The sequence below is a fragment of the Exiguobacterium sp. s43 genome, assembly GCF_018617255.1.
Lineage (GTDB): Bacteria > Bacillota > Bacilli > Exiguobacteriales > Exiguobacteriaceae > Exiguobacterium > Exiguobacterium profundum.
Genome location: NZ_JACSJT010000001.1, coordinates 464,504 through 489,339 on the forward strand (window position 1 = coordinate 464,504; position 24,836 = coordinate 489,339).

Genomic DNA, 24,836 nt, shown 5'->3' on the forward strand with positions numbered 1-24,836 from the left:
TCGCAAATCTGAAAGGGGAATTGGACATGACAAAGAAATCATCTCGTAAGTTGTACACGGCACTCGCTGTAGCGGCCGTATCGACTGCATCGCTCGCACCGGCTGTTGTCACGGAAGCTGCGTCAAAAGCACCAGTCGTCAAAGCGAAATCAGCGTATGTGTACGCAGGGGACTTGGATGCTGCGCTCGATGCTACATATGAGGGCGCGCCGATCCATTGGTATAAATCGAGCGTCAACTTGGAGAAATTAGGTACATTCCAAACAGCTAAGGGAATCGTCAAAGGCAAAGGGAAGTACATTGAGAAACGCGTCCGCGTCCTCGATCACCCGATTGCGATTTTACCACCGAGCGAGCCACTCGTGTTCAAACAAGGGAAACCGGCACTTGGCATCGTGAAGCAACAAGTGAAATTCGCAAGTGGGACGTATGAAAAAGCAGTACGTTGGAGCAAAATCGACACGAGTGAAGTCGGCGAATTCGTCGCGACGGCTACATATACAAACCGTGGTAAAACGATCACACTTGAAGTTCCTTATACAGTAGAAGGATACAAGCTCTCGATCATGCACACGAACGACACGCACGCCGCGCTCGATCTCGCACCGAAACGTGCGACAGCCATCAAGCAAATCCGTGCAGAGAAGCCAGACAGCCTCTTGATCGACGCAGGGGACGTCTTCTCAGGATCGCTTTACTTCAACGAGTTCAAAGGTCAAGCTGACCTCAAACTCATGAACTACATGAAATACGATTTGATGGTGCCGGGTAACCACGAATTCGATCTCGGTACGGAGCAAGGACATAAAGAACTTGCTGATTTCGTCCGCTATGCGAACTTCCCGTTCGTCAGCTCGAACGTCAACTATGCAAATGACCAATACATGAAGAGCCTCTACCGTGACGAAGTTTCGCAAAAAGCGTACAACGGTCGTCTTTATGAAGGAGTCATCAAAGTAGTGGATGGCGAGAAGGTCGGATTCTTCGGTTTGACAACAGAAGAGACGGCATCCATCGCTAGCCCAGGCCCAATTGAATTCCAAAACTACATCGCAGAAGCACAAAAAGCAGTCGACGCGTTCAAAGAGATGGGCGTCGATCAAATCGTAGCAGTCTCGCACCTTGGGTATAACGATAACCCAGCGTTCGATAACGATTTGTTGCTTGCTGAAAACGTAGATGGAATCGACATCATCGTCGGTGGCCACACGCATACTCGTTTGAGCGCTCCGGTCCTCATCACAGAAGGAAAAACAGAGCCAACGGTCATCGTTCAAGCGGACCAATACAGCAATTTCCTCGGAACGGTTGATGTCGAGTTCGACAAGGATGGAAAAGTCATCAAACATGCGGGCAGTTTGATTGATGTGAAGGCACTTCAACCAGATCCATATGCGGTAGAATTGCTCGCACCATTCAAAGATGTCGTGGATACAATCAGCCAAGACCCAATCGGTGTCTCACTCACAGCTCCACTCGATAACCCACGTGACAAAGGTGACGAAACAGCACCGAGTGTCCGTAAAAATGAAACAGCCCTCGGTAACTTGATTACAGACGGTATGCTCACGAAAGCGAAAGAGTATGATTCTGCTGTCATCGGTGCTGTTCAAAACGGTGGTGGAATCCGTGCATCAATCGATGCAGGTCCTGTCACGACAGGTGAAGTGTTGACGACACTTCCATTCGGAAACACGCTTGCCATCATGGACTTGAAAGGTAGCGAATTAAAAGCTGCTTTCGAGCGTAGCGTTGGCATTTACCCAATCGAGAACGGTGGATTCCTCCACGTATCTGGATTCAAAGTATTGTTCGACAGCTCAAAACCGGCTGGTGAGCGCATCGTTAGCTTGCAGTACAACAACGGCACAGAGTTTGTCGATGTCGAAGACGCGACGAGCTACAAAGTCGCAACGAACTTCTTCACAGCGCAAGGTGGAGACAACTATGTTGAGTTTGAAACGGCATTCAAAGACGGTCGCGTCAATGACCTCGGTCTCATCGACTGGGAAAACTTCCGCGATCACTTGATCAGCCTCGGCGAAGAAGTCACACCTGCTGTTGAAGGACGTATCGTTGACGTCAACGCAGCTGAATAAGACAATCATTGGTTGCTTTCGGACGGATCCAGGAATGGGTCCGTCTTTTTTATAGGAAACTCAGGCGTGTACATTTGTCATCAAATTGCGACCGACATATAACTCTGTTAAGATACGATAAGATGAAGAAATACTGATTACTTAAAAAAGGTGGAGCGGACGTATGGATGTAAAAGCGACGCTGCGCGATGTGCAAGCGCACATTGCGTGGTTGAAAGAAGAAAAAGAACGGGTCGACCGGAGAGAAGCATTGAACGGAGATGACTTGATCACCCTTGAGGACCTTCCTTCATTGTCGAGACAGGCACAACGCCCGCGTCTTGACGATAAATTGTTTGAAGAACAGCAAGCTACCTTAAAAACGGAACTCGAATCAGCTCGAGCGCGACTCCCGAAACAAGATGTGACTCGTATCGCATCGAATGGGAGCAATTTTTATGAGAAGGCGGACGTACAAGTGGCATTCGTCGGTCCGGTCAAACGAGCGAAAGAGTTAGAGCGGCTTTGTCATGTCCATTTATTTGAGAATGTGACAGGCTTCTTAGAGCTGGCTGAAATCGAAAAGATTGATTTCCTTCTCATCTCGGCCGCGCTAGTGGAAGATGAGACGACCGCATTCCACCACATGGGCTCACCGCGTTCGCACTCCCGTCACTGGTTGGAGAATTTGATTCGCAAAGCCAAACAAATTGATGTTCGTGTCGTGTTTGAAACTACTCTCGATACGAATCACTACGATCGTTTCTCCTCACTCGCCGCTCAGTGTGACTATATCTTTACGGCAAACGAGGAGCGTGTGACGGATTATATCGAAGAAGCCGGACATGAGCGCGTTTTTGTCATCCGTCCGGGAATCGACCCACTTCGCTTCAATCCAATCGGGATGACGCGTGTTCAGTCGGATTCGGTCGTCGTCACGAACCGTTTCCCGGTACAACGTTTCGCAAAAGACTTGGAGACGCTCGCACAAGGTGTTCGTGATGCGAATAAGTCTCTTTATGTGATTCGCGAAGCGGATGAATCGAAGGTGTCGTTCGCACCGAAATCACTTCAAGATGTCCTCGTCCATGGGGACCAAGAGGAGATCGAGGCGTTGAAAGAAACCTCGAACTGGATTCTTCACGTCAATGAAGTGAAAAACAGTCCGACGATGAGTGCGCAAGCCATCTATGAGGCACAGGCACGGGGACAACTCGTCTTGACGAACTACAACGTGGCCGTCAACAACGACTTCCCGAACGTATTCATCGCGACGAGCGCATTGGATGCACAAGGGATTTTAGAAATGTTCGATACAGACGAAGAGCGTCTCGAGCATCAACTATCTGGTGTCCGCACCATCTTCTCGAACCATACAATTTATGATCGTTTCAACGAAATGTTATTCGTTCTCGGCATTCACCACGAAGTCCGTCGTGACGTCCTCGTCATCGGTCGCGGCGACGTGACGGCGACACGTGAGCAGTTCGAGCGCCAATCGTATCCGCATAAACGTTTTGTCGCAGAAGCGGATTTACAAGAAGTCGATTTACGCACAGCCGACTTCGTGACGGTATTTGACGACCGTTATCACTACCTCGACTATTATGTAGAGGATATGGTCAACGCCTTCAAATACACGGACGTCGCTTTCGTGACGAAAGGGCAGGACGTTGTACATGAATTCGTAGAGGGATACGATGACGTCGCATTAACGATGTTTGCGGCAAGCCACCTGTCGCTTGAGACGCTTCGGGACGACCAGCATATCGAGGGACAAGGCTATGCCATCGATCATTTCGAGCTGCTCGCGGCAGATGACGTACTCGTCCCGAACGAACCGGGCGACTATGCGCTTTCAATGATCGTCCCGATTTATAACAACGGTCGTTATCTCTACAACAAATGTTTCTCTAGTCTTCGCCGTAGCTCGATGTTTGAAGACATGGAGATTTGGCTCGTCGACGACGGTTCGACGGACCAAGAGACAATCGGCTATATCGAACGCCTCGTGCGGAAGTATCCGAACGTCTACACGTACTCATTCAACGACGGAGGCAGCGGCAGTGCGTCGCGCCCGCGAAACAAAGGCGTCGAATTGGCAACGACACCGTACATCGCTTTCCTTGACCCGGACAATGAAGCGGTCAACGACGGCTATGCGGAACTATTCCGTATCATGAAAGAGAATGACGCGCTTGACCTCGCAGTCGGAAGTATGTTGAAGCTTGCGAACCGTGAGGCCATGATTGAGCTAGACGGCCTTGAAAAAGATGGTGTTCGCGTCATCGAAGACCCGAGAGCGTACTTGCTCGAGCACAACTTCAAGGTACAGAGTATCCAGACGATGGTCATCAAAAAAGACTTCATCCAGAAGCACGATTTGAAACAGGTCATCGGTGCGGTCGGGCAAGACTCGCTCTTCTTCCAAGAGATGTTCCTCAGCGCAGGACGCGTCGCTCTTCTCGACTTGACGATTCATGATTATTACGCGGCTGTCGCCGGTTCGACAGTCAACACGATCACGAAGAAGTACTTTACGAAGTGTGTCATTCGGGAAACGGCACGGGCAAAAGCATTCGCCCGGGAAGGTGTACTCGATCAATACCGTTCCACACGATTCGAACGCTTCTTCTCGATGTGGTATTTGGTCTTCTTACGCCGAAGCAAACCGGAAGAGTTTGTCGACAATGCCGGTATGCTTTATGAAATCATCGAACAGTATCGTCCGATGGAATTAGAGACGCCGATTGTAAAACAATTCGTCGACTTATATGAATCAGGACAAACAGAAGAATTGAAGCGTCTCTACTTTGACGCATACTTGTGAGGTGAGAGCATGAGCAACGAATTTGAAAAAGAAATCGGATTGTTGAAACAACGAATCAAACTGCAGGAAGAAGAGATTCGTCATTTGAAACATGATGAACGTCTATTACGTCAAAAGCATCGACGACTCGTTCAAAAGTATGGAGATCTTCTGTACACGTTTGAATGGACCGTGAAGACGTTCGAGAAGAAAGAGCAAGCGCTCAGTGACTTGAAACGTAAATATGATGTGTTGAATCAGAAGTATCGTCGTCTTGTGCAATCGAAAGCCGGAAAAGCGATTTTGAAGGCACAGGCGGTTGCACGACGCATTCGCAAATAAAGAATCGAGCTCGAAAGACTCGATGATTTGGAGGATATGAGGATGGATTGGCAGAAAAAAGCACGTCGCGCCGCTTACCTTGGGGTACAACGGTCGAAGCGACTCGGTCGTAAAGTGTTGAACAAACGCCCGAACAAATCGCATCAACTACGTGAACTCGTACCGAACTGGTATACACGCTCACCTTACGTACACGTTGAAGGGACGGACCTTGTCTTCTCTGGGGACGAGCCGGTCACCGTCACGTACCGACCGAACGCGAGTTCAGATATCATCTCGGTGAACGACCTCGTCGAATCAGGTCAAAAGACGTTCACGGCTATGATGCGTGTCAAATCGCGCGAAGGTCTGATGCCAACGTTGACGTTAGAAGTCGTGCGTAAAGGTGGACGTACTCGTTACGTGACGGTACAGGACGGCGATCAGGTCGATGTGACGCTCGGCATGGGTGAACAAATCGTCCGGGCTCATCTTGAAGTCAACGGGGCAGGAGCGTTCAGCCTCGTCGAGCTCATGCTCGGCAAGCTGTCGCTTTGGACAGTCGAAGGGACGGCTGCGAACGTATCACTTGATGCTTTTGATTTCCGTTATCCGCTTACGTCGTCGTCACTCCGTTCTCTCAAACCACAGAGTGAGATTGCTCACTTCGACGGAGACACGCTCGTCGTCCGTGCCGAAGGGAACCAATACACGCACTATGGCGTCGATGAGATCGCGCTGCCACACGTCGATACAGAACGTGGCATCGATTTTGAGACGGGTGATATGGACGATGACTTGTATCGTTTCTATTTGAAAGGGGACCGCACGGGTACAGCGGACGCCTCGCTATTCATCGCGACGTATACGGTGTCTGGGCAGGATCGTTTGATTGAAGTGCCACTCGGACTGAGCGGTATCGTCCGCATCGCACCGTCACACCGTTCCATCCGCTATTTCATCCGCGTGAACGGGTCAGGACAGCTTGAGAACTTGAATATCGGCATGATTCACGAAAAGAGTGTCCGCCGTGAAGACGTCTTGTCCCTCAAACCGGACATGTGGACGATCCCGGCACCCGACCTCATCAAATTGAAGAGTCGAGATGACCAACTCGTCGTCCAGTTGAAAGGCGAGGACGATCAGCGCCGCTACATCTCGTATGCAGAGATGAACAACAGCTTCAAACTGCTCCCGACAGAGTTCCCGTATGAAGTGAAGGCGAACAGTCGTTACCGTGTCACGCTCGATGGTGTAGCCGATGAAGGGGCGAATGTTGTCCTCTACATCATTGCCTACTCGGCGACGGAGCGTCAGATTATGCAACAGGTTCAAATCGGAAGCGAGAAAGTCTTCTACTTTGACCGTGGCATCCGCTTCCTTCGTTTCGCCCTCCGTGTCGACGGTGTCGGAGAGGCTCGGGTCGACCGCATCCGTGTCGCTGAAGAACTCGTCAGCGATGGTACAGAAAACCCGACATGGATGGACGTGCGCGAGGCTCGCTTCTTCGCACCAATCCCACGTGAACTACACGAACTGAAGGTCGCGGCCATCTTCGATGAGTTCACGATGGCATCTTACAAACCAGAATGTCAGCTCATCACGTTCACACCGGACAACTGGAAGACGGTGCTCCTCGATGAGCAACCGGACGTCCTTGTCGTCGAATCGGCGTGGAAAGGTAACGCCGGTGCATGGGAGAAGAAAATCGTCAAATATGGCACGAACACATGGGAAGAGCTCGATGCGCTTCTCGCTTGGTGCCGTTATCACAATATCCCGACCGTCTTTTGGAACAAAGAAGACCCGATTCACTACGACCGTTTCATTGAAACGGCGAAGCGATTCGACTATGTGTATACGACCGACATGAACCGCGTTCCGAACTATAAAGAAGATTGTGGTCATGACCGTGTCGATGCGTTACCGTTCGCGGCGCAGCCGAAAGAACATAATCCGATCCGCTTACCAGGGACTCGTGAGCCTTACGCGTGTTTCGCCGGTTCGTATTATGCGAACCGTCACGAATCACGTAAAGCTGACATGGACAGACTGTTCGCGGCAGCAGACAAGTATGGTCTTGCGATTTACGACCGGAACTATGCGATCAACCAACGCGGGGAGAGCGACCAACTTCAATTCCCGGAACAGTTCCGTCACTCGATTCGCGGCAGTTTGAAATACAACCAGATTGCCAAGGCGTATAAAGGATATAAAGTCATGTTGAATGTCAACTCGGTCAACGATTCACCGACGATGTTCTCACGTCGCGTCTTCGAAGGGCTCGCCTGCGCCACACCGGTCGTCAGTACACGCTCGGTCGGGGTTGATGCCATGCTTGGCGATTACGTCTTCCTTGACGACGGAGAATCTGACTTGGATGAAACGTTCCGCCGTTTGATGACAGATGACTCATTCTATGAGGACATCGCGATGCGTGGTATGCGTCACGTGTTGACGTATCACACGTACACGCAACGTCTCGCGAAAATCGTCCAAGACGTCGGCATCCCGTACCGTGTCGACCACGAGAAGATTGCCGTCGTCGCCTTCATCAAGTCGCGCGAAGAGGCAGAACGCGTCGTCGCTCAGTTCGAGGCGCAACGTTATGAGCATAAACATCTCATGATGTTCCTCGATAAGTTCGAGGATCACATCGATGTATACAACACGTATAACACGCCGTCGATCTCGACGTATATGCGTAGCTACTTGACGCACTATACCTCGTTCACGGAGATGGTCGAAGCGTACGATTGGGTCGCCCACTTGAAGTCGTACGATTATTACGGTCCGAACTACTTGAGCGATTATCTGCTCGCGGCACGCTATGCAGAAGCGGACGTTCTGACGAAAGAGGACTACTATACGTATGACGGTCAGCTCGTCAAACAAGACCATGACGAGTCGTATCGTTATGTGTTTGATGCGACACCGTCCCGCTCGATCGTGCAGCCGTCGGCACTCCGTTTCTATACGGTGGAGGAGGCACTCCACATCTTTGAAGCGGATGAGAGCTTGAACGAGCTTGCTCGTTCTGGCAAACGCATCTTCAGTGTCGACCCGTATCAGTATGTGAAAGCCGGTGCCGCCATGGATGAAGCGGACCTTCAGGAGGTAACATTATGACGAAGCAACCGCTCCGAATCCTCGTATACGGGGACGTCAATTTGAACTTGATCGACGGATCGGCCATCTGGCTCACGTCGGTCGTGCATATGTTGAACCAAGACCCGAACATCGAGGTCGACGTGCTCTTGAAGCGCTCGATCGTGAAACCGGAAGTGACGGCGTCGATCAAACAGCTCGACCGCGTCAACTTCATCGACGTCTTCACGGAAGACTCGACGAAGAAAGACGAGCCGTACTATGAGAAGAAGGTGCTCCAGCCGGAAGAGGCGGCCCAACTCATCCACGAGCTTGTCGAGACGAAACAGTATGACATGACGTTCATCCGTGGGTTCCAACTCGCTTATGCGCTCTCCGATTATGAACATACGATGAAAAAGACGTGGACTTATCTCACAGATTTCACGCATGATTCATCGGCCGCGTCACAGGAGGAGTTGGCACGTTTGAAGAAGATTGCGGACCGTTCGGCTCGCATGCTCTGTCAAACAGCGGAGATGAAGGCGTACTTCGAGACGTTTTTACAGACGCCGAAGCCGTTCCTCATCTTGAACCCGATGATCCCGAACATGCGTGAGGCGACGCCGACGTTCAAACGTCAGGCGAAACGTCTCGTCTATACAGGAAAGTTCGCGCCACTCTGGTACTCGGCTGAAATTCTCGACGCACTCGAGAAAGTACGAGTCCGGATGCCGGACGTCGAATTGAAAGTGGCGGGAGACAAGTTCAACCAAGACCCGAACAATCCGAACTTCCGTAAAGAAGTGACGCACCGTCTCCAAACGGACGAAGGGGTCCACTGGTTGAAAGGTATCCCGCGTGCGGACGTCGAGACGCTCATCGAAGAGAGCGACATCGGCATCTCGTGGCGTCACCCGGACCTTGACGACAGCCTCGAGTTGTCGACGAAGCTCCTCGAATATGGGGCGCTCGGGAAGCCGGTCCTCCTTAACCGCAACAAGATGCACGAGATGTTGCTCGGGTCGAGCTACCCGCTCTTCGTCAATTCGGAAAACGAATTCATCGAAAAGGTCGAGCTCGCCTTCACGCATCCAGCCATCTATAAGGATGCGGCGGAACGGCTCTACAACATGGCGAAGAATTATACGTTCGCCAGCACGTTCGAACGTCTCCGTGACGCGATTTGGGAGATGCAGAAGACGACGATCCTCTTCGCCGGTCACGACTTGAAGTTCATCCGCATGTTCATGGAACGTTTCGAGGCCGACCCGAGCTACCGGGTCCTCGTCGACCAGTGGGACGGACACAAGATTCATGATGTGAATCACAGCAAGGCATGTCTCGCACAAGCAGACGTCATTTTCTGTGAATGGGGCCTCGGCAACGCCGTCTGGTACTCGCAACATAAGTTGCCGCATCAACGCCTCATCGTCCGGATTCATCGTCAGGAGAAAGAAACACCATTTCCACGGGAATATGCGCTCGACAACATCGACCGCATCATCCTCGTCTCACCGTATATGTTAGAAGAGATGCATCGTCTGTTCGGAATCCCGCGTCACCAGATGACGGTCATCTACAACGCCGTCGATGCGGACAAGCTCGAAAAACCGAAACTGGCAAACGATTTGACGTTCCGTCTCGGTATGATCGGCATGAACCCGAAACTGAAGCGTCCGGACCTCGCGCTCGACGTCCTCGAAGAGCTGCTGAAGAAGGACAAACGGTACCAGCTCCACTTCAAAGGACACCATCCAAAAGACGTCTATTGGATCGGGAAGCGCGAAGAGGAGAGCGCATACTACGAGGCGCTACTGAATCGAATCGAGGAGTCAGAACTTCGCGACCACGTCCACTTCGATGGCCACGGCAATGACGTCGATACGTGGCTCCAATCGATCGGATTCGTCTTCTCGACGAGTGACTTGGAAAGTTTCCATCTCGCACCGGCCGAAGCGATGGCAGCAGGATCATACCCGCTCATCCGCCACTGGACGGGTGCGGAAACAATTTACCCAGACGAACTACTCGTCACGGATACGTCGAAATTTGTCGATACGATCCTCTCTTATAAAGAAGATACCGAGAAGCTGAAGACGGACGCAAAAGCCTATCAGGCGTATGCCCGTAAACATTTCGCGCTCGATCGTCTCTATCGAGAGATGGAACAAATCATTTCAGGCAAAACACACGAACAATTTGCGACGACATTGTCATGAAAATGTAATTGCACCAAAGAATTGTTCAAGAGTATAATGAGTATTGTTTTATTATCGAATGTGAAATAAAATGATGGACAATGCGCTATTTAAAAAGCGCGTCAAAACATTTGGAGGTTACCACACAATGAAAGTATGTACAGTAGGTCTTGGATATATCGGATTACCGACATCGGCTGTCTTTGCGAACTATGGCGTCGACGTCGTCGGAGTCGATATCTCACAACATGTTGTTGATAAATTGAACCGTGGAGAAATCCACATTGAAGAGCCAGGTCTCGGCGAAATGGTCGCAGACGTCGTGGCAAAAGGGAAGTTCCGTGCATCACTCTCTCCAGAGAAAGCAGATGCCTTCATCATCGCGGTCCCAACACCGAACAACGACGACGAGCACAAATCATGTGACTTGACGTACGTCTTGGATGCGACACGCAAAGTGTTGCCATTCGTTGAGAAAGGCAACGTCATCATCGTTGAGTCGACAATCGCACCACGTACGATGGACGACTTCGTCAAACCACTCGTCGAAGAAGCTGGATTCACTGTCGGTGAAGACATCTATCTCGTACACTGCCCAGAGCGCGTATTGCCTGGACAAATCCTTCATGAGCTCGTGCACAACAACCGCATCGTCGGTGGGATCACGACAGAATGTGCAGAAGCAGGCGCACGCGTCTACGGTACATTCGTTGAAGGTGAAATCGTGAAAACGGATGCGAAGACGGCAGAAATGTCGAAACTCATGGAAAACACGTTCCGTGATGTTAACATCGCACTCGCGAACGAACTCGCAAAAGTATGTAACGACTTAGACATCAACGTTCTTGACGTCATCGAGATGGCGAACAAGCACCCACGTGTCAACTTGCATAGCCCAGGACCAGGTGTCGGTGGACACTGTCTCGCGGTCGACCCGTACTTCATCGTCGCGAAATCACCTGACCTCGCGAAAATCATCAACTTGTCACGTGAGACGAACGTCTCGATGCCACACTACGTTGCAGACAACGTTCAGAAGTTGACTGCTGGAATCGAAGACGCGAAAGTCGCTGTCTTTGGTGTGACATACAAAGGAAACGTCGACGACATGCGCGAAAGCCCAGCGGTTGAAATCGCTGAAATCTTGCTTGACCGTGGTGTGAACATCTCTGTTCACGATTCACACGTTGAAAAATCAACATCAAGCCGTTTCGAGCTCGTTTCAAAAGAAGAAGCACTCAAAGACGCAGACCTCGTCCTCGTATTGGTTGACCACAATGAGTTCAAAGTCCTCGACTTTGCAGAGCTCAAGTCATCAATGCGTCGTCCGATGATCTTCGACACACGTAACATCGTGAAACCAGAAGGTGAAGACGTAGCGGTCGTCAACTACGGCAACCTCTACAAATATACAAAGGAAACGAATCTCGTTCTTTGATTCAGGTGAATGAACATGTTTAAATCCGCGAAAGCTATTCTTTCAGAGCTAAAGTCGAGCTTGTACTTGATTTTCCGTCTCGCCACGTATGAGACGCGAAGCAACAACTCGATGCAGTACCTCGGATTTTTATGGGAGTTCGTGACACCGTTATTGCAGATTGGAGTTTACTGGTTCGTATTTGGATTTGGTATTCGAAGCGGCAGGCCGATTGATGGCGTGCCGTTTCTGCCATGGTTGGTCGCAGGGATTGTCGTCTGGTTCTTTATTGCCTCGGCGATCACCTCGACGGCCCGGTCCGTCTATTCGAAAATCGGCATGGTCTCCAAAATGAGCTTCCCAATCTCGACGATTCCGGCATACGTCTTGCTCGCACTCTTCTATCGCCACGTGGCGTTAGTCGGTGTCTCGTTTATCTTGATGTGGGCATTCGGATTCCCGATGGGGCTACATTCGCTCTGGTTTATCTACTTGGCGTTCAGTGCGCTTGCACTACTGTACTCGCTCGCCTTGATTACGTCCGCGCTCACGACAATCGTGCGCGATCTTCAAAACCTTCTTCAGTCGATGATGCGGATGTTGATGTATTTGACACCGATTTTTTGGGTGCCGCCGGCGAAGCTCGCGAATATCCTACAAATCAATCCGCTCTATTATTTAGTCGAAGGATATCGGTCGATGTTCCTCGGAACCGACTGGTTGGCGACTAACTGGGCTTACGGTCTCTATTACTGGGCCATCGTCTTCGTTCTCTTCTTCGTCGGGTCGATGATTCATTTGCGTTTCCGTCGACACTTCATCGATTACATTTGAGGAGGACCTTATGTACCAGGTTAAATTTGAAAACGTATCGAAACGATATACGCTTTATAACAAGCAATCTGATAAGCTGAAAGAGATCTTCTTCAGTAAAGCAGGGGGCAAACAGTTTTACGCGCTTCGTAATGTCACGTTTGAAGTTCCACCCGGGGAAGTGGTCGGGATTATCGGCATTAACGGGTCAGGGAAGTCGACGATGTCGAACTTGTTGGCTGACGTCATGCCGCCGACTCACGGGAAAATCGAACTTCACGGAAAGACGGCGTTGATTGCGATCTCTTCTGGTTTGAACGGCAACTTGACTGGGCTCGAGAACATCGAGCTCAAAGGGTTGATGCTCGGGATGACGAAACAAGAGATTATCGATTTGACACCGGCTATCATTGAATTTGCCGATATCGGTGACTTTATCAATCAGCCGGTCAAGACGTACTCGAGCGGGATGAAGTCCCGTCTCGGATTCGCCATTTCAATCAACGTCGACCCGGACATTCTCGTCATCGATGAGGCGCTCTCGGTCGGGGACCAAACGTTCACCGACAAGTGTCTCGCCAAGATGAACGAGTTCAAAGATCGTGGGAAGACGATTTTCTTCATCAGTCACTCGGTCTCACAAGTTCGCCAATTCTGTACGCTCGGCCTTTGGCTCGAGTTCGGAGAAGTGCGCGAATATGGACCAGTCGATGAAGTCGTTCGGGAGTACAACAAGTTTTTGAAATGGTTCCGCAACTTGTCTAAAGAGCAACAAGACTCGTTTAAAGCCGACAAGCTCAAACGTCGTACGACGGTCGTCGATGCGACAGAGCTCGGAGAGACATACATCTTACCGCCTTTGACAGAAGAACAACTACAAACACGCCATTCGTCGGTCGCTGTATCGAACGAAGCGTGAGCAATTGGGAGGAGGAAGCACGGCGAAGTCAGACCGTGCGAAACGACCTATGAAAAAAGTCATGACCGTCTTTGGGACGCGACCAGAAGCCATCAAAATGGCACCACTCGTACTTGAGTTGAAAAAACGTGAAGGGGTAGAACCGATTGTCGTCGTGACAGCGCAGCACCGTCAAATGCTTGACCAAGTGCTCGAGTTGTTCGAAATCAAACCGGACTATGACCTCGACATCATGAAGGACAAGCAGACGCTTTACGATGTCACATCACGCGTATTGAAAGGGATGGGCGAGGTTATCGCTGAAACGAAACCAGACATCGTGTTGGTCCACGGGGACACAACGACGACATTCGCGGCATCACTCGCAGCCTTCTACAACCAAGTCGCAGTCGGTCACGTTGAGGCTGGCCTGCGCACACACAATAAATATTCACCATTCCCGGAAGAGATGAACCGCCAATTGACGGGTGTCATGGCTGACCTTCATTTCGCACCGACGGAAACGTCGCGTGACAACCTCCTTCGTGAAGGCAAGAACGAAGAGATGATCTTCGTCACAGGGAACACGGCAATCGACGCACTCAAAACGACAGTCCGTGACGACTATGCGAGCGAATTGCTCGACAGCATCCGTTCACAAGGTCGTCGTCTCGTCATGTTGACGGCACACCGTCGTGAGAACTTGGGTGAGCCGATGCGTAACATGTTCCGTGCGGTCCGTCGCTTGATCGAGAAGTATGATGACATTGAAGTCGTGTATCCGGTCCACATGAACCCGGTCGTTCGTGAACTCGCTAACGAGATTCTTCACGATGTCGAACGCGTCCACTTGATCGAACCGCTCGACGTCTTCGACTTCCATAACTATGCGGCGACGTCGCACTTGATCTTAACGGATTCAGGTGGCGTACAAGAAGAAGCACCATCTCTCGGTGTACCTGTCCTCGTCCTTCGTGACACGACAGAACGTCCAGAAGGTGTAGCTGCAGGAACACTCAAACTCGCAGGGATTGAAGAAGAGAACATCTTCTCACTCGCGGATGAGCTCTTGTCTGACGAAACGGCATACAAAGCGATGTCACAAGCATCGAACCCGTACGGTGATGGTGAGGCGTCACGTCGAATCGTCGATGCCATCCTTGCCAACTAAATGAAAACGAATAGAGTTGTTTTGTGCCCGGCACAGCAACTCTTTTCTATATCATTATCCTAATGATTCGGAGGTGCTTGCATGTCAACGAAGCGAATTCGTCCGGCGATTTACCATTACTATCCGCGTGGACCACATAAAAATCATATGTCGATGCGCGAAGAGGAATACAAGACAGAGGTCACTTTTTTACCTCAATCGCTAAAGGACTCGATTTATGTTCAACTATTTGACTTGAAATTTGAAATTCCCCCATCGAAAATCTTTTTGGCTGATGCCAAGATGGATGAAGGGGAAGAGATGGAAGTCAACACATCCGTTTATGTCGAAGGCGACCGCGCCATCCGACTAGAATTGTACGTCATGCAGTATTCAGACGAAGAACGTTTATCGAATAAGCGTTTCATGCTCACATTGAACCCAGGGGTGAACCCCGTTGTAGAAGTCGTCAAACAAATGGAAGATGCCAAGTATTTCAAGATGTCCTACAAATACATCGTAGAAACGCTTGAACCGACCACTGTACGATTTGATGATCTCTATGTGACGTTCCGCTAAGCGGAGCAAGTCTTAAGGGAGAAAGGGACCATACGGTATGTTATTTAGTTCCACGGTATTCTTATTTTATTTCTTACCGGTCGTGCTGCTGCTGTATTTCGTGTCACCACGCTGGTTAAAAAATACGATTTTACTCGTCTCAAGTTTATTTTTCTATGCATGGGGTGAACCACGGTTCGTCTTAATCATGCTCGCATCGATCGTCATGAACTATGTGTTCGGCTTTATGGTCGACAAGTATCGTGATGATGCAAAGAAAATCAAATGGACGATGGTGCTCATGCTTCTCGGGAACCTCGGGATGCTTGGGGTCTTCAAGTACGCGAGTTTCTTCGTTGAGAACGTCAACTCGGTATTTGGCTTCTCGCTGAACGACCCGGATATTCCTCTTCCGCTCGGGATTTCATTCTTTACATTCCAAGCGATGAGTTATGTCATCGATGTGTATCGAAACGATGGGCGTCTACAGAAGAACTTGTTTGACTTGGCACTTTACGTATCGTTCTTCCCACAATTGATTGCCGGACCGATCGTCCGTTATCAAACGGTCGCAGATGAAATCGTGGACCGCCGTGAGACAGTCGATGACTTCGTCTCTGGGATTCAACGATTCGTCATTGGTCTAGGGAAGAAAATGATTTTAGCGAACAGTTGTGGATACGTCGCGGATCAGGTATTCAGTCAATCGGCCGGGGATTTGTCGACGACACTCGCCTGGATCGGTGTCATCGCTTACTCGCTACAGATTTACTTTGATTTCTCAGGTTATTCGGATATGGCGATCGGTCTCGGTCGGATGTTTGGGTTCCATTTCCTTGAGAACTTCAATTATCCGTATATTTCAAAATCAGTGTCTGAGTTTTGGCGCCGCTGGCACATCTCACTTGGGAGCTGGTTCCGAGATTATGTGTACATCCCACTCGGTGGGAATCGTCAAGGTCCTTGGAAGACGTATCGCAACTTGACCATCGTTTGGTTATTGACCGGGGTATGGCACGGTGCGAGTTGGACATTCATCGCATGGGGATTATACTATGGGATTTTCATCATGCTCGAACGGGCATTTCTTGGGAAATGGCTTGCCGCATGGCCGGCATGGCTCGCCCACGCGTTCACGCTCTTCATCGTCGTCATCGGTTGGGTATTCTTCCGTGCCGATAACTTCACGTACGCAACAGAGTATCTGCAAGTGATGTTCGGATTACACGGGGGTGAAGTATTCGATCAAACGGCATATTACTACATTGTTCAGTACGGTGTCGTGCTTGTCATCTCGATGATTGCTGCTACACCGCTTCCGAAAATGCTAGTCGCCCGCTTCTTGCGTCATGAAGTGAGTACGGATCGTCCTGTGCTTGCTGCAAGCGCTGGTCTTGCACGAGCGGCGTATATCATGCTCATTTTCGGTATCTCGATTTCATATGTCGTATCGAGTACATTTAACCCATTCATTTATTTCCGGTTCTAAGGAGGGCTGACAATGGAACAACAAACCAAAAGCGAACAAGTCCGTTCGAAAAGGCGGCGCCTCTCTTGGGTGGTCAACAGTATCCTATTGATCGGCTTCCTTGGCACCATCTTTTATGGACTCGCCGTTTACGCCTTTGGCACCGAACAAGCACGTTCAGATAGTGAGGGACGGATGCTAGCACAGCGCCCGGATCCATCTGTCGAGACGATTCTGGATGGAACGTATATGGAAGAGTTCGAGGCATCAGCAAACGATCAGGTGTTTGAGCGTTACATGTGGATTGAGACACAAGCTTGGGTGCAACGTAACGTTCTGCAACAACAGATGAACAACGGTGTCATCAGTATCGATGAGTTCTTGTATGCACCAGATCCTGTGGCGAGCGACTATTCGTCACTTGGGGTCTTCTTTAAAGAATTTCAAAAAGAGATGAGCGAAGCTGACATTCCATCTTACTTCGCATCGGCCCCAAGTAAACCGGTCTATGCGACAAGACAAGGAATCTTCCCAGATTACATCGAGTCGGCAGATGCAGAAAACCGAGGACAGCTTCATGCACGTCTTGAAGAGAATGAGATTCCGCTCATCGACTTAGAAGAAACGCTTGGCGATCAGCCAGGAAAAGATATTTACTTTAAGACGGATCACCACTGGCGTCCGGAAGGGGCATTCATGGCTTATGAACAAATCATGGAACGCTTAAGCGAGCAGTTCCCTGATGCTCCTGCCTTATCGATGGAGGATATGGAAATCAAATCGGTAGACGGTCCGTTTTATGGATCTCATGCCCGTGAAATTTCGATGCCTTACGTCGAGTCACCTGATCAATTTACTTACCTTGAACCGAAAGACGGATTTACTACGACAGTCTGTCGAAATGGCGACGACTGTGGTCATTCGGTCCTAGATACGGATGTCTTGAAGAACTCGACGAAATTCACGAACTACTACAACTTGTTCATGGGTGATAACTATGCCCAATCGAAAATCACACAAAACAATCCGAAAAATGATTATCACTTGCTCGTCTTAAAAGATTCGTATGCGAACCCGATGCTTGGCTATCTTGGAGAGTCATTCGGAACGGTGTCAGCGCTTGATGTCCGTTACTTCGACGACTATGATGTCAGCATTGCGGATTATGCAAAAGAAAATGAGGTAGATGCGGTGCTGTTCGTTCACAACGATCGCATCCGTGGTCTTGGTTCGATGTATCAAGAAGGCTTGTAACCCTAATCAATCGATTACGGAGAAAAGGTAGGTGCTCATTATGAACATATTACTACCGGTGTTTTTTCACTCCGCAATGGGAGGATTACACCTCCATATCTTATCTTCTTTGAAAGTGTTTCTACGAGAGGGGCATGAGGTGACCGTTGTCTGTAAACCTGGTCCCTTTGCCGATGAAGTAAGGAAAATCGGCGGGCAAGTCGTCGAGACGGACTATTCGAGTGAGGACGTGCAATGTGTCATCGATCAAATCCGATCACAGCCGTTCGATGTCGTGTATGCGCATCCGTTCGACGCGCGTCAATTTGGTCTCGCGGTGGCGGAGGCGAACGCAATCCCGTTCGTCCTCGTCATCCACGGGATGTATTATGATGAGATTGAGCAGTATCATCCGAGCGTTTCGCGAGTGATTGCGGTATCGGAACGGATTGCTACACACCTGACTGAGCACTGTCCGGAAATCGAATCAAAACTTACTGTCATCCCGAATGGGGTCGATTCGACTTTTGTTCCGTCGGAGGAAACATCGTCATCAGAACGTATCGTGGGCTTATTCACGTCTCGCCTGGATGCGGACAAACTGTTTATACTAGATGTCTTCTTAGATGCACTAGAAGACGAGAGGGTGCGGTCTTTACCGATTGACTGGTTGATTATCGGTGACGGAACACAGCGAGATAAATACGCCGAGCGTTATGAAGCTGCACTGGCAGGGACAGGTCAGAACATCGAATGGCTTGGTTGGCTAGAACAAAGCCAACTCCCTGAAGCGATGCGGCGTGCCGATTTCATCATCGGTCCCGGACGGTCTGCGCTGGAAGGGATGGCACTCGGTAAACCGACCATCGCTGTCGGGAGCAAAAGCTATCAAGGCTTGGTCACTCCTTCGACGTGGCAAGATATCGCGAGTACGAACTTCGGAGGCATCGGGAATAAGTATGAAGGGTATTCACCAGGACAAATCGGTGAGGCGATTCTCGAGTTGATGGATGAGACGAAGCGACGGGACCTTGCGAGCTTCTCGGCTACACTCGTCGATCAACATTTTCGAGACGAACAATCGCAACAACGCCTACTCGAGGTGCTTGAACAGGTGATAGAAGAAGGTGCTCGAGAAATCGATTTGGTCGAGCGTTATCCTCATATTCGTTATGATCAACTTCATGCTCGTCGTTCGAACCGAATCTGTACATGGAAATTGACAGATCGGGAACAACGACTTGAAGAGACACGCGATGAGTTAGTGACGACCAAACGACAGCTCGACCAACTGCTTATGATGAATGAGGAACAGTCGTTGGAAATCGAGAAGTTACGTATGGAACTTCAGCGATTATCTGATGAAATGGAATAGCGACTTATGGAAAGAGAACTTCGAATCAGAAGTTCTCTTTTTGAATATAGCGAACTTATTCATTATTTATGTGATAAATGTCACCAAAAGTATTCTGACACCATAATAGTCAAAATAAGTATTTTTTATGTTACTTTTGTATTATTTATATTACAAAATTTACATATTTATTTCGTTTTCGGGGTAAAAAAGATTAACACCTTAGAGGCACGCACATCATGTATACCTGTCGCCTTGTTTTTAGTAAAGGAGGATGCATGAATGAAAAAAGTCGTTGCTCTTTTTTTGTGTTTTTTCTTACTTGTCGGATTTACCATTGTACCAGGGTCGAAGGTTGAGGCAAGTTCATCTGTGACCCATGTCTACTCACCAAAATCGTATACACACTATGGAGGAGTTACGTATGCGGTTAAGAAATTTACTTATCCAAAAAGTGTGAAAGTCAAATTATCTAACGGGCGGTACGCTTATCGTTCAGTGAAATGGTCGAAAGTCAGTTTTCAAAAAGAGTACTTGAATCGAACTCAACGAATCGTTGGAAGCGTTCAGGGCACGAACAAGAAAGCGACCTGGTATGTGAGAGTGAAGAACTATCCAATCAAGGTTTCAACGCCAATCATTCGTGCGGTCGGAAAAGGTCAAAAGGCGAATTTGCCGACCAAATTAACTGCTTATTTTGCAAATGGTCAGCGTTCCACTTATCCATTGGAGTGGGGCCCGGCGTACACAAGTAAGCTAGGAACTAGAATGGTCAGCTATAAAGCTCGTGGATTAAACTTATACTTCAGTGGAAAAGCGAAGCTTGTGGTGCGAGATGTTCAATTGACCCAACCCGTTTTTTCCATTTTGACGAACAATGAACAGATTCAGGCCGTAGGTAAAATTCATTATCCAGCTCGAGGCGTACGTCACTACTTGATTGCTGAAAACAGAGAAACCAAAGTACAGTATAAAAAATTGATTTATCCTGAACAAGATGGATCTTACAAAGTGGCATCTCTACCGCTCAAACCTGCGTCCTATAATATGTATGTCCAGTCGGGCGTCAAGCGGACATCACCGGTGGTCGTTTCATTAAAAGGCGGACAGGTTCCGGGTGATTCGGAATCGGATATTCGCAATCTATTAAAAGGTCTATTATTTAATATCCAAGTGGCGAATCCGTTGTTGAATGACATCGTCTTCCCGCAAATTGACGGTGTGACATTCTCGATTGATTCAAACAAGTCGGCTTTGTCGAGTGCTGGTAAAGTGACGCGCGGAACGAATGATGAACTTGTGACGTTCACGATTCAAGCGAAACGTGGGGACATCACGGAATCAATCACCTACAATAACATTTTGATTCCGAAGCGCTCCCAGACGGACGAAGAAGAGTTCGACCTCTGGCTCAACAGCATTCAAATCGATAACCCGCTCACGAAGAACATCGAATTGCCGTCCTATCCGGGTGTCGTCTTCTCGATTGAATCGAGCAATCCATCAGTCGTCTCCACTTCTGGTGTCGTTACGAGAGGAAATCAAGACGTGTATGTCAATTTGACCGTACGGGCAACGAAGGGAGCGGTGACGCGTACGAAGTCCTTCCCGAATATCCTCGTACCAAAAAAAGATTCATCGGCGGAAAGTATCATTGATGATTACTTGAATCGACTGGTCATCTCAAGCCCAGTGACTTCAAATATCACACTCCCACCTCTTGCTGGGGCGACGGTGACCTTGACGTCTTCGAATCAAGCGGTTATTACAAACAGTGGGATTGTCACACGAGGTACGACGGACCAATCCGTTTCGCTCGTCGTCACAGTGACAAAAGATGGGGTCACGAAAACGAAAATTTTCCTCGGTTTACTTGTACCGAAGAAAGAAGGCGGGGCTGAAGGGGAAGTAGATGACTACTTGGCAGCACTGTCGATTACAAGTCCACTCACATCGAACATTGTCCTACCGCCATTCACTGGTGGTACAACGACGCTGTCCTCATCGAATCCAGCGGTCGTCTCGAACAGTGGGGTTGTCACACGTGGCACGACGGATCAAACGGTGTCGATTACGGTCAATGCGACGAAGGACGGTGTGACGAAATCACGTACCTTCTCGAACTTGCTCGTACCAAAAGATGATGCGGTGTTGACAGCCGAGCTCGACGCGGCTTTAAATGCCATCAACCTTGGTAATCTCATTAACCTGTCGACCAACATCTCACTTCCGTCCGCATCAAACGGAGTCAACGTCAGTTGGTCTTCGAATCAACCGGGTGTCATCTCGAACACCGGGGTGATTCAACAAGATCCGACCGATGCGAAATCTTTCATCCTGACGGCTTCGGTCACAAAGAACGGATTGACTCGGACGAAGACGTTTAGTGGGTCGGTTGCAGCGAATGTTCAGTTGGTATTAGCAGACGATGTGACGAAAGTTAAGTCGTCATTCGGGACGCTATATCCGGTATTTGATTTGTCGTTACCAACGAGCTTGAATGGTACTCCGCTCACATGGACCTCAAGTAACCCGGCGCTGATGACGAGTACGGGGGACGTTCGGGAAAATGATGTGGTCACGCCATTTACCTTGACCGTCAGCAATGCTAGTACAAATCAAATCATCAATATGTCCACACAAGATGTCGATACGGGGTTACTCGGTGGGTTGCTCGATTCGCTTGGCACCCTTTTGAATCCAGTTGTGAGCGCATTGACGGGTAATGCGCAAACAGCCACTCTGCCAACGCAGTATGGAGGTTTACTTGGAATCGGGGCGAAGAGCATCACGAATTGGGAGAGTTCACACCCGAATCTCGTGACGGTTCAAGGATCCAATGTTACCATTCAACGAGATGACCAAGAGCATATCGTTGTCTTGCGAGCGAAATATGAAGGAATCGATCAACCGATTCCATTTATCGTCAAATTATCGAAACGATAACAAAGAAGAACGGAGTCGCATGATGCGACTCCGTTCTTTTAGTCAATGTGTTGTGAAGCGAGCTGGTCCAATCGAAGAGACGAGACGTGTCGCTGCACGTAAGCAATCCAGCTGTCTCGTATACACACGGCTCACATCAGAAAATGCAGAGGGAAGATGGTCTGAGTCGAGGGGACCTTGTCGCATATAAGGAGATTCCCCGGCGCCAAGCGGTGTCGGATGAATCACAAACTTATAGTGAGATGGGTCGAGCTCGACGACTTCGATTTCTGCAAACAATTGTGCATCACGTGTATACAAGAAGCGGGTGGATAACCATTTATCTGAATCTGTCATGGGTCACCAGTCCTCCCTCAAAAAGTCTTATCTCCTTTATATTAAAACATTTTATGGTTATTTGGTAATTTTATTTCATATATATCCCAAAACACTGACTATAATTTGTAAAAAGAATGGATTCGTGCAATCTTTCTCTTGATTAAGTATGGTTAAAAGAGAATGGACGAATATGAGGTGACAATATGAGAAAGAACGCGACTGGTACATACCGGTTCGTCATCATCCTTGGGGCGAAAGTGAATGGGACTCGACCGTCCCGCGCGCTCCAACATCGAATTGACGTAGCGGCCGCCTATGCGAAGGCACATCCTCATGTCGAACTGATCGCAACAGGTGGACAGGGACCAGATGAAGGGATGGCGGAGGCGCGTGTCATTGAACGAGAACTGATGGCGCAAGGAATCGATGCAACACGGATTCATGCGGAAGCGACATCGACGTCGACAATCGAGAACTTTGAGCATAGCCGCTCAATTTGGGGCGGGGCGTCCGGTTTGACGATCGTGACGAATGATTTTCATGTGCCGCGCGCTCGTCTGATTGCGAGACTGTACTTTCAGCTCGAGAGTGATGCTTTGTATGCACCGACCCCACCGCTTGCGAAAGGGCGATATATGATCCGTGAAATGTTGGCGTACGTGAAGTTGTTGGGACGTTACATATTTAATCGAACATGGAAGAGGAAAGAGTAGATAATTCTACTCTTTTTCATTTACTTTTATTGTAAATAAATAACGGTATACTTATATAAAATATGGTAAGATAACTCGTATTATGCTATAGAGAGGTGAATTATGAACTGTCCAAATTGTTCAAAAGAACTGAGTACCACGCAACAGTTCTGCCCAAATTGCGGCACGAAGGTGGAAACAATGGCTTCAATGGAAGAAATGAAACCGACACCACCCGTTGAAACGAAGATCCCATCTTCTAAAAAACGAGTCGGAAAAGGCTTATTGATTACGGCATTATCTTTATTATTGATTGCAGGTGCGACATATTTTGGATTTTATCAATTCATGTATACCCCTGAAAAACAAATCGAACAGATTCGCAAAGCTATCACGAGTGAGGATGCCAAGGCACTCGCCCCACTATTGCGACTGAAAGAAGCAGACGTGACAGAGGCCCAGGCAACGACCTTATTGACAGGACTGAGCCAAGCGGAATTGATGGAATCGACAGTGGACTATTTAGACCGTGCTAGTCGTTCCATCGGAGCATCGAATGAGGGACTTCCGCTTCGTTTAAGGGAGATCGGCAAATCGTACGGTGTATTCAAGCGATATGGTCTTGAGTTGATTCCTCAGACGATGTATGTGTCGAGTAACTTTGATGCCATCACAGTGTCTTTGCCTGACCCATATGGGAAAGAAAAACTGGCTTCTGAAGGAGATCAAGTCGTCATTCGGGATGCGTTTCCTGGTATGGTCGAAGTCGCTGTGAAATACGATGGTCAATATGGACAAGATCAAGCTGTCAAAACGTTCAATAGTCTGGAGTCGTCCAATTCAGATGAACCGTTCATGGTCGCATTCAAAGGATTGAGTGTCGAGCTAGATCAAACCTACGAAGACGCTCCGTTGATTGTGAATGGGGAAGATTCAGGCAAAACGATTGGAGAATGGAAGACATACGGACCCGTTCCGAAACAAGGCGTAACGTTGAGTACTTATATTGACATGCCATGGGGGACGGTAGAATCCAAACAGGTTCTCGCTAAGCCGGGTAGTAAGCCGGTCAAGTTTGACCCGCAAGTGGATGCTGACACAATTGGGTTCACAGAGGACATCATCACGCGTCACGCCGAAGAATGGGTGAACTTCATGTATTACGAGGACTTGAGTGCATTGACGGTTGTCACGGATGAGGCTTACTTGGCCAAACAACAAAAAACTTATGACATCATGCAATCAGAAAACCAGGAATGGTATGGCTCGTTCGATGGGGTAGAAGTGATTAACCAAAAAACGAAACTTACGACATGGAATAAAAAGATGGCGATTGAGACGGAAGCGGTCATTGGTATTCACAGTCAATTTATGACGGATGGCGAAGAAGACGCGCCTCAACGTTTAGTGAAATCAAGGTTTCGCTATGTCATCGCCGAACCATATGCTGATGGAACGTATCATATCGTAGAAGCGACATATTTAGAATAGGA

17 protein-coding genes and 1 pseudogene are annotated in these 24,836 nt (G+C 49.0%); 17 read left to right on the forward strand and 1 reads right to left on the reverse strand.

The annotated features are described in order from the left end of the window. Window positions 1–26: 26 nt before the first annotated feature. From KNO79_RS02450 to KNO79_RS02515, 14 genes are all read left to right on the forward strand, one after another. The gene (locus KNO79_RS02450) at window positions 27–2,099 is read left to right on the forward strand and encodes a bifunctional metallophosphatase/5'-nucleotidase (protein ID WP_214690549.1); all 2,073 of its coding nucleotides are present in this window, start codon (window positions 27–29) and stop codon (window positions 2,097–2,099) included. 163 nt (window positions 2,100–2,262) lie between these two features. Next, complete coding sequence (locus KNO79_RS02455; protein WP_214690550.1) at window positions 2,263–4,908, forward strand: glycosyltransferase; 2,646 nt, start codon at window positions 2,263–2,265, stop codon at window positions 4,906–4,908. A 9-nt stretch (window positions 4,909–4,917) separates the two neighbouring features. After that, the gene (locus KNO79_RS02460; RefSeq protein ID WP_074036034.1) at window positions 4,918–5,229 is read left to right on the forward strand and encodes a hypothetical protein; all 312 of its coding nucleotides are present in this window, start codon (window positions 4,918–4,920) and stop codon (window positions 5,227–5,229) included. Window positions 5,230–5,271: 42 nt separating this feature from the next. After that, entirely contained in the window at window positions 5,272–8,337 is a 3,066-nt protein-coding gene (locus KNO79_RS02465) for a CgeB family protein (protein ID WP_214690551.1), read from the forward strand. Then, window positions 8,334–10,517, forward strand: a complete 2,184-nt coding sequence (locus tag KNO79_RS02470; RefSeq protein ID WP_214690552.1) for a glycosyltransferase — start codon at window positions 8,334–8,336, stop codon at window positions 10,515–10,517. The genes KNO79_RS02465 and KNO79_RS02470 overlap by 4 nt, the downstream gene beginning before the upstream one ends. Before the next feature lie 127 nt (window positions 10,518–10,644). Beyond that, window positions 10,645–11,934, forward strand: coding sequence for a nucleotide sugar dehydrogenase (locus KNO79_RS02475; protein ID WP_074036038.1), 1,290 nt, complete (start codon window positions 10,645–10,647; stop codon window positions 11,932–11,934). 15 nt (window positions 11,935–11,949) lie between these two features. After that, the gene (locus KNO79_RS02480) at window positions 11,950–12,747 is read left to right on the forward strand and encodes an ABC transporter permease (RefSeq protein WP_012727110.1); all 798 of its coding nucleotides are present in this window, start codon (window positions 11,950–11,952) and stop codon (window positions 12,745–12,747) included. 10 nt (window positions 12,748–12,757) lie between these two features. Then, window positions 12,758–13,645 (forward strand): teichoic acids export ABC transporter ATP-binding subunit TagH, encoded by an 888-nt coding sequence (gene tagH / locus KNO79_RS02485; RefSeq protein WP_012727109.1) that lies wholly within the window; start codon window positions 12,758–12,760, stop codon window positions 13,643–13,645. Between the two features lie 49 nt (window positions 13,646–13,694). Continuing rightward, window positions 13,695–14,795, forward strand: coding sequence for a non-hydrolyzing UDP-N-acetylglucosamine 2-epimerase (wecB, locus tag KNO79_RS02490; protein ID WP_012727108.1), 1,101 nt, complete (start codon window positions 13,695–13,697; stop codon window positions 14,793–14,795). 81 nt (window positions 14,796–14,876) lie between these two features. Further along, a complete protein-coding gene (locus tag KNO79_RS02495) occupies window positions 14,877–15,353 on the forward strand; it encodes a hypothetical protein (RefSeq protein ID WP_196431112.1) in 477 nt (158 codons plus the stop codon). A 37-nt stretch (window positions 15,354–15,390) separates the two neighbouring features. Beyond that, window positions 15,391–16,821: an MBOAT family O-acyltransferase gene (locus tag KNO79_RS02500; RefSeq protein WP_159562817.1), complete on the forward strand. Its 1,431-nt coding sequence runs from the start codon at window positions 15,391–15,393 to the stop codon at window positions 16,819–16,821. 12 nt (window positions 16,822–16,833) lie between these two features. Further along, window positions 16,834–18,054, forward strand: a complete 1,221-nt coding sequence (locus KNO79_RS02505) for a DHHW family protein (protein WP_214690553.1) — start codon at window positions 16,834–16,836, stop codon at window positions 18,052–18,054. A 76-nt stretch (window positions 18,055–18,130) separates the two neighbouring features. Continuing rightward, complete coding sequence (locus KNO79_RS02510) at window positions 18,131–19,408, forward strand: glycosyltransferase family 4 protein (RefSeq protein WP_251127149.1); 1,278 nt, start codon at window positions 18,131–18,133, stop codon at window positions 19,406–19,408. Window positions 19,409–19,669: 261 nt separating this feature from the next. Next, on the forward strand, window positions 19,670–22,333 hold the full coding sequence (locus tag KNO79_RS02515; protein WP_214690555.1) for an immunoglobulin-like domain-containing protein: 2,664 nt from the start codon (window positions 19,670–19,672) through the stop codon (window positions 22,331–22,333). A 42-nt stretch (window positions 22,334–22,375) separates the two neighbouring features. On the opposite strand, the gene KNO79_RS02520 is transcribed toward KNO79_RS02515, so the two are convergent. Beyond that, window positions 22,376–22,669: a hypothetical protein gene (locus tag KNO79_RS02520; RefSeq protein ID WP_074036045.1), complete on the reverse strand. Its 294-nt coding sequence runs from the start codon at window positions 22,667–22,669 to the stop codon at window positions 22,376–22,378. Window positions 22,670–22,854: 185 nt separating this feature from the next. Between KNO79_RS02520 and KNO79_RS02525 the strand changes: the two genes are divergently transcribed. The 3 genes and pseudogenes from KNO79_RS02525 (at window position 22,855) to KNO79_RS02530 (ending at window position 24,834) form a co-directional block, all read left to right on the forward strand. Continuing rightward, a complete protein-coding gene (locus KNO79_RS02525; RefSeq protein ID WP_214690556.1) occupies window positions 22,855–23,364 on the forward strand; it encodes a YdcF family protein in 510 nt (169 codons plus the stop codon). 102 nt (window positions 23,365–23,466) lie between these two features. Then, a pseudogene (locus KNO79_RS15690) lies at window positions 23,467–23,532 on the forward strand (zinc-ribbon domain-containing protein); the annotation flags it as partial. Window positions 23,533–23,544: 12 nt separating this feature from the next. Then, a complete protein-coding gene (locus tag KNO79_RS02530; protein ID WP_251125258.1) occupies window positions 23,545–24,834 on the forward strand; it encodes a TcaA 3rd/4th domain-containing protein in 1,290 nt (429 codons plus the stop codon). The last annotated feature ends 2 nt before the right edge of the window (window positions 24,835–24,836 follow it).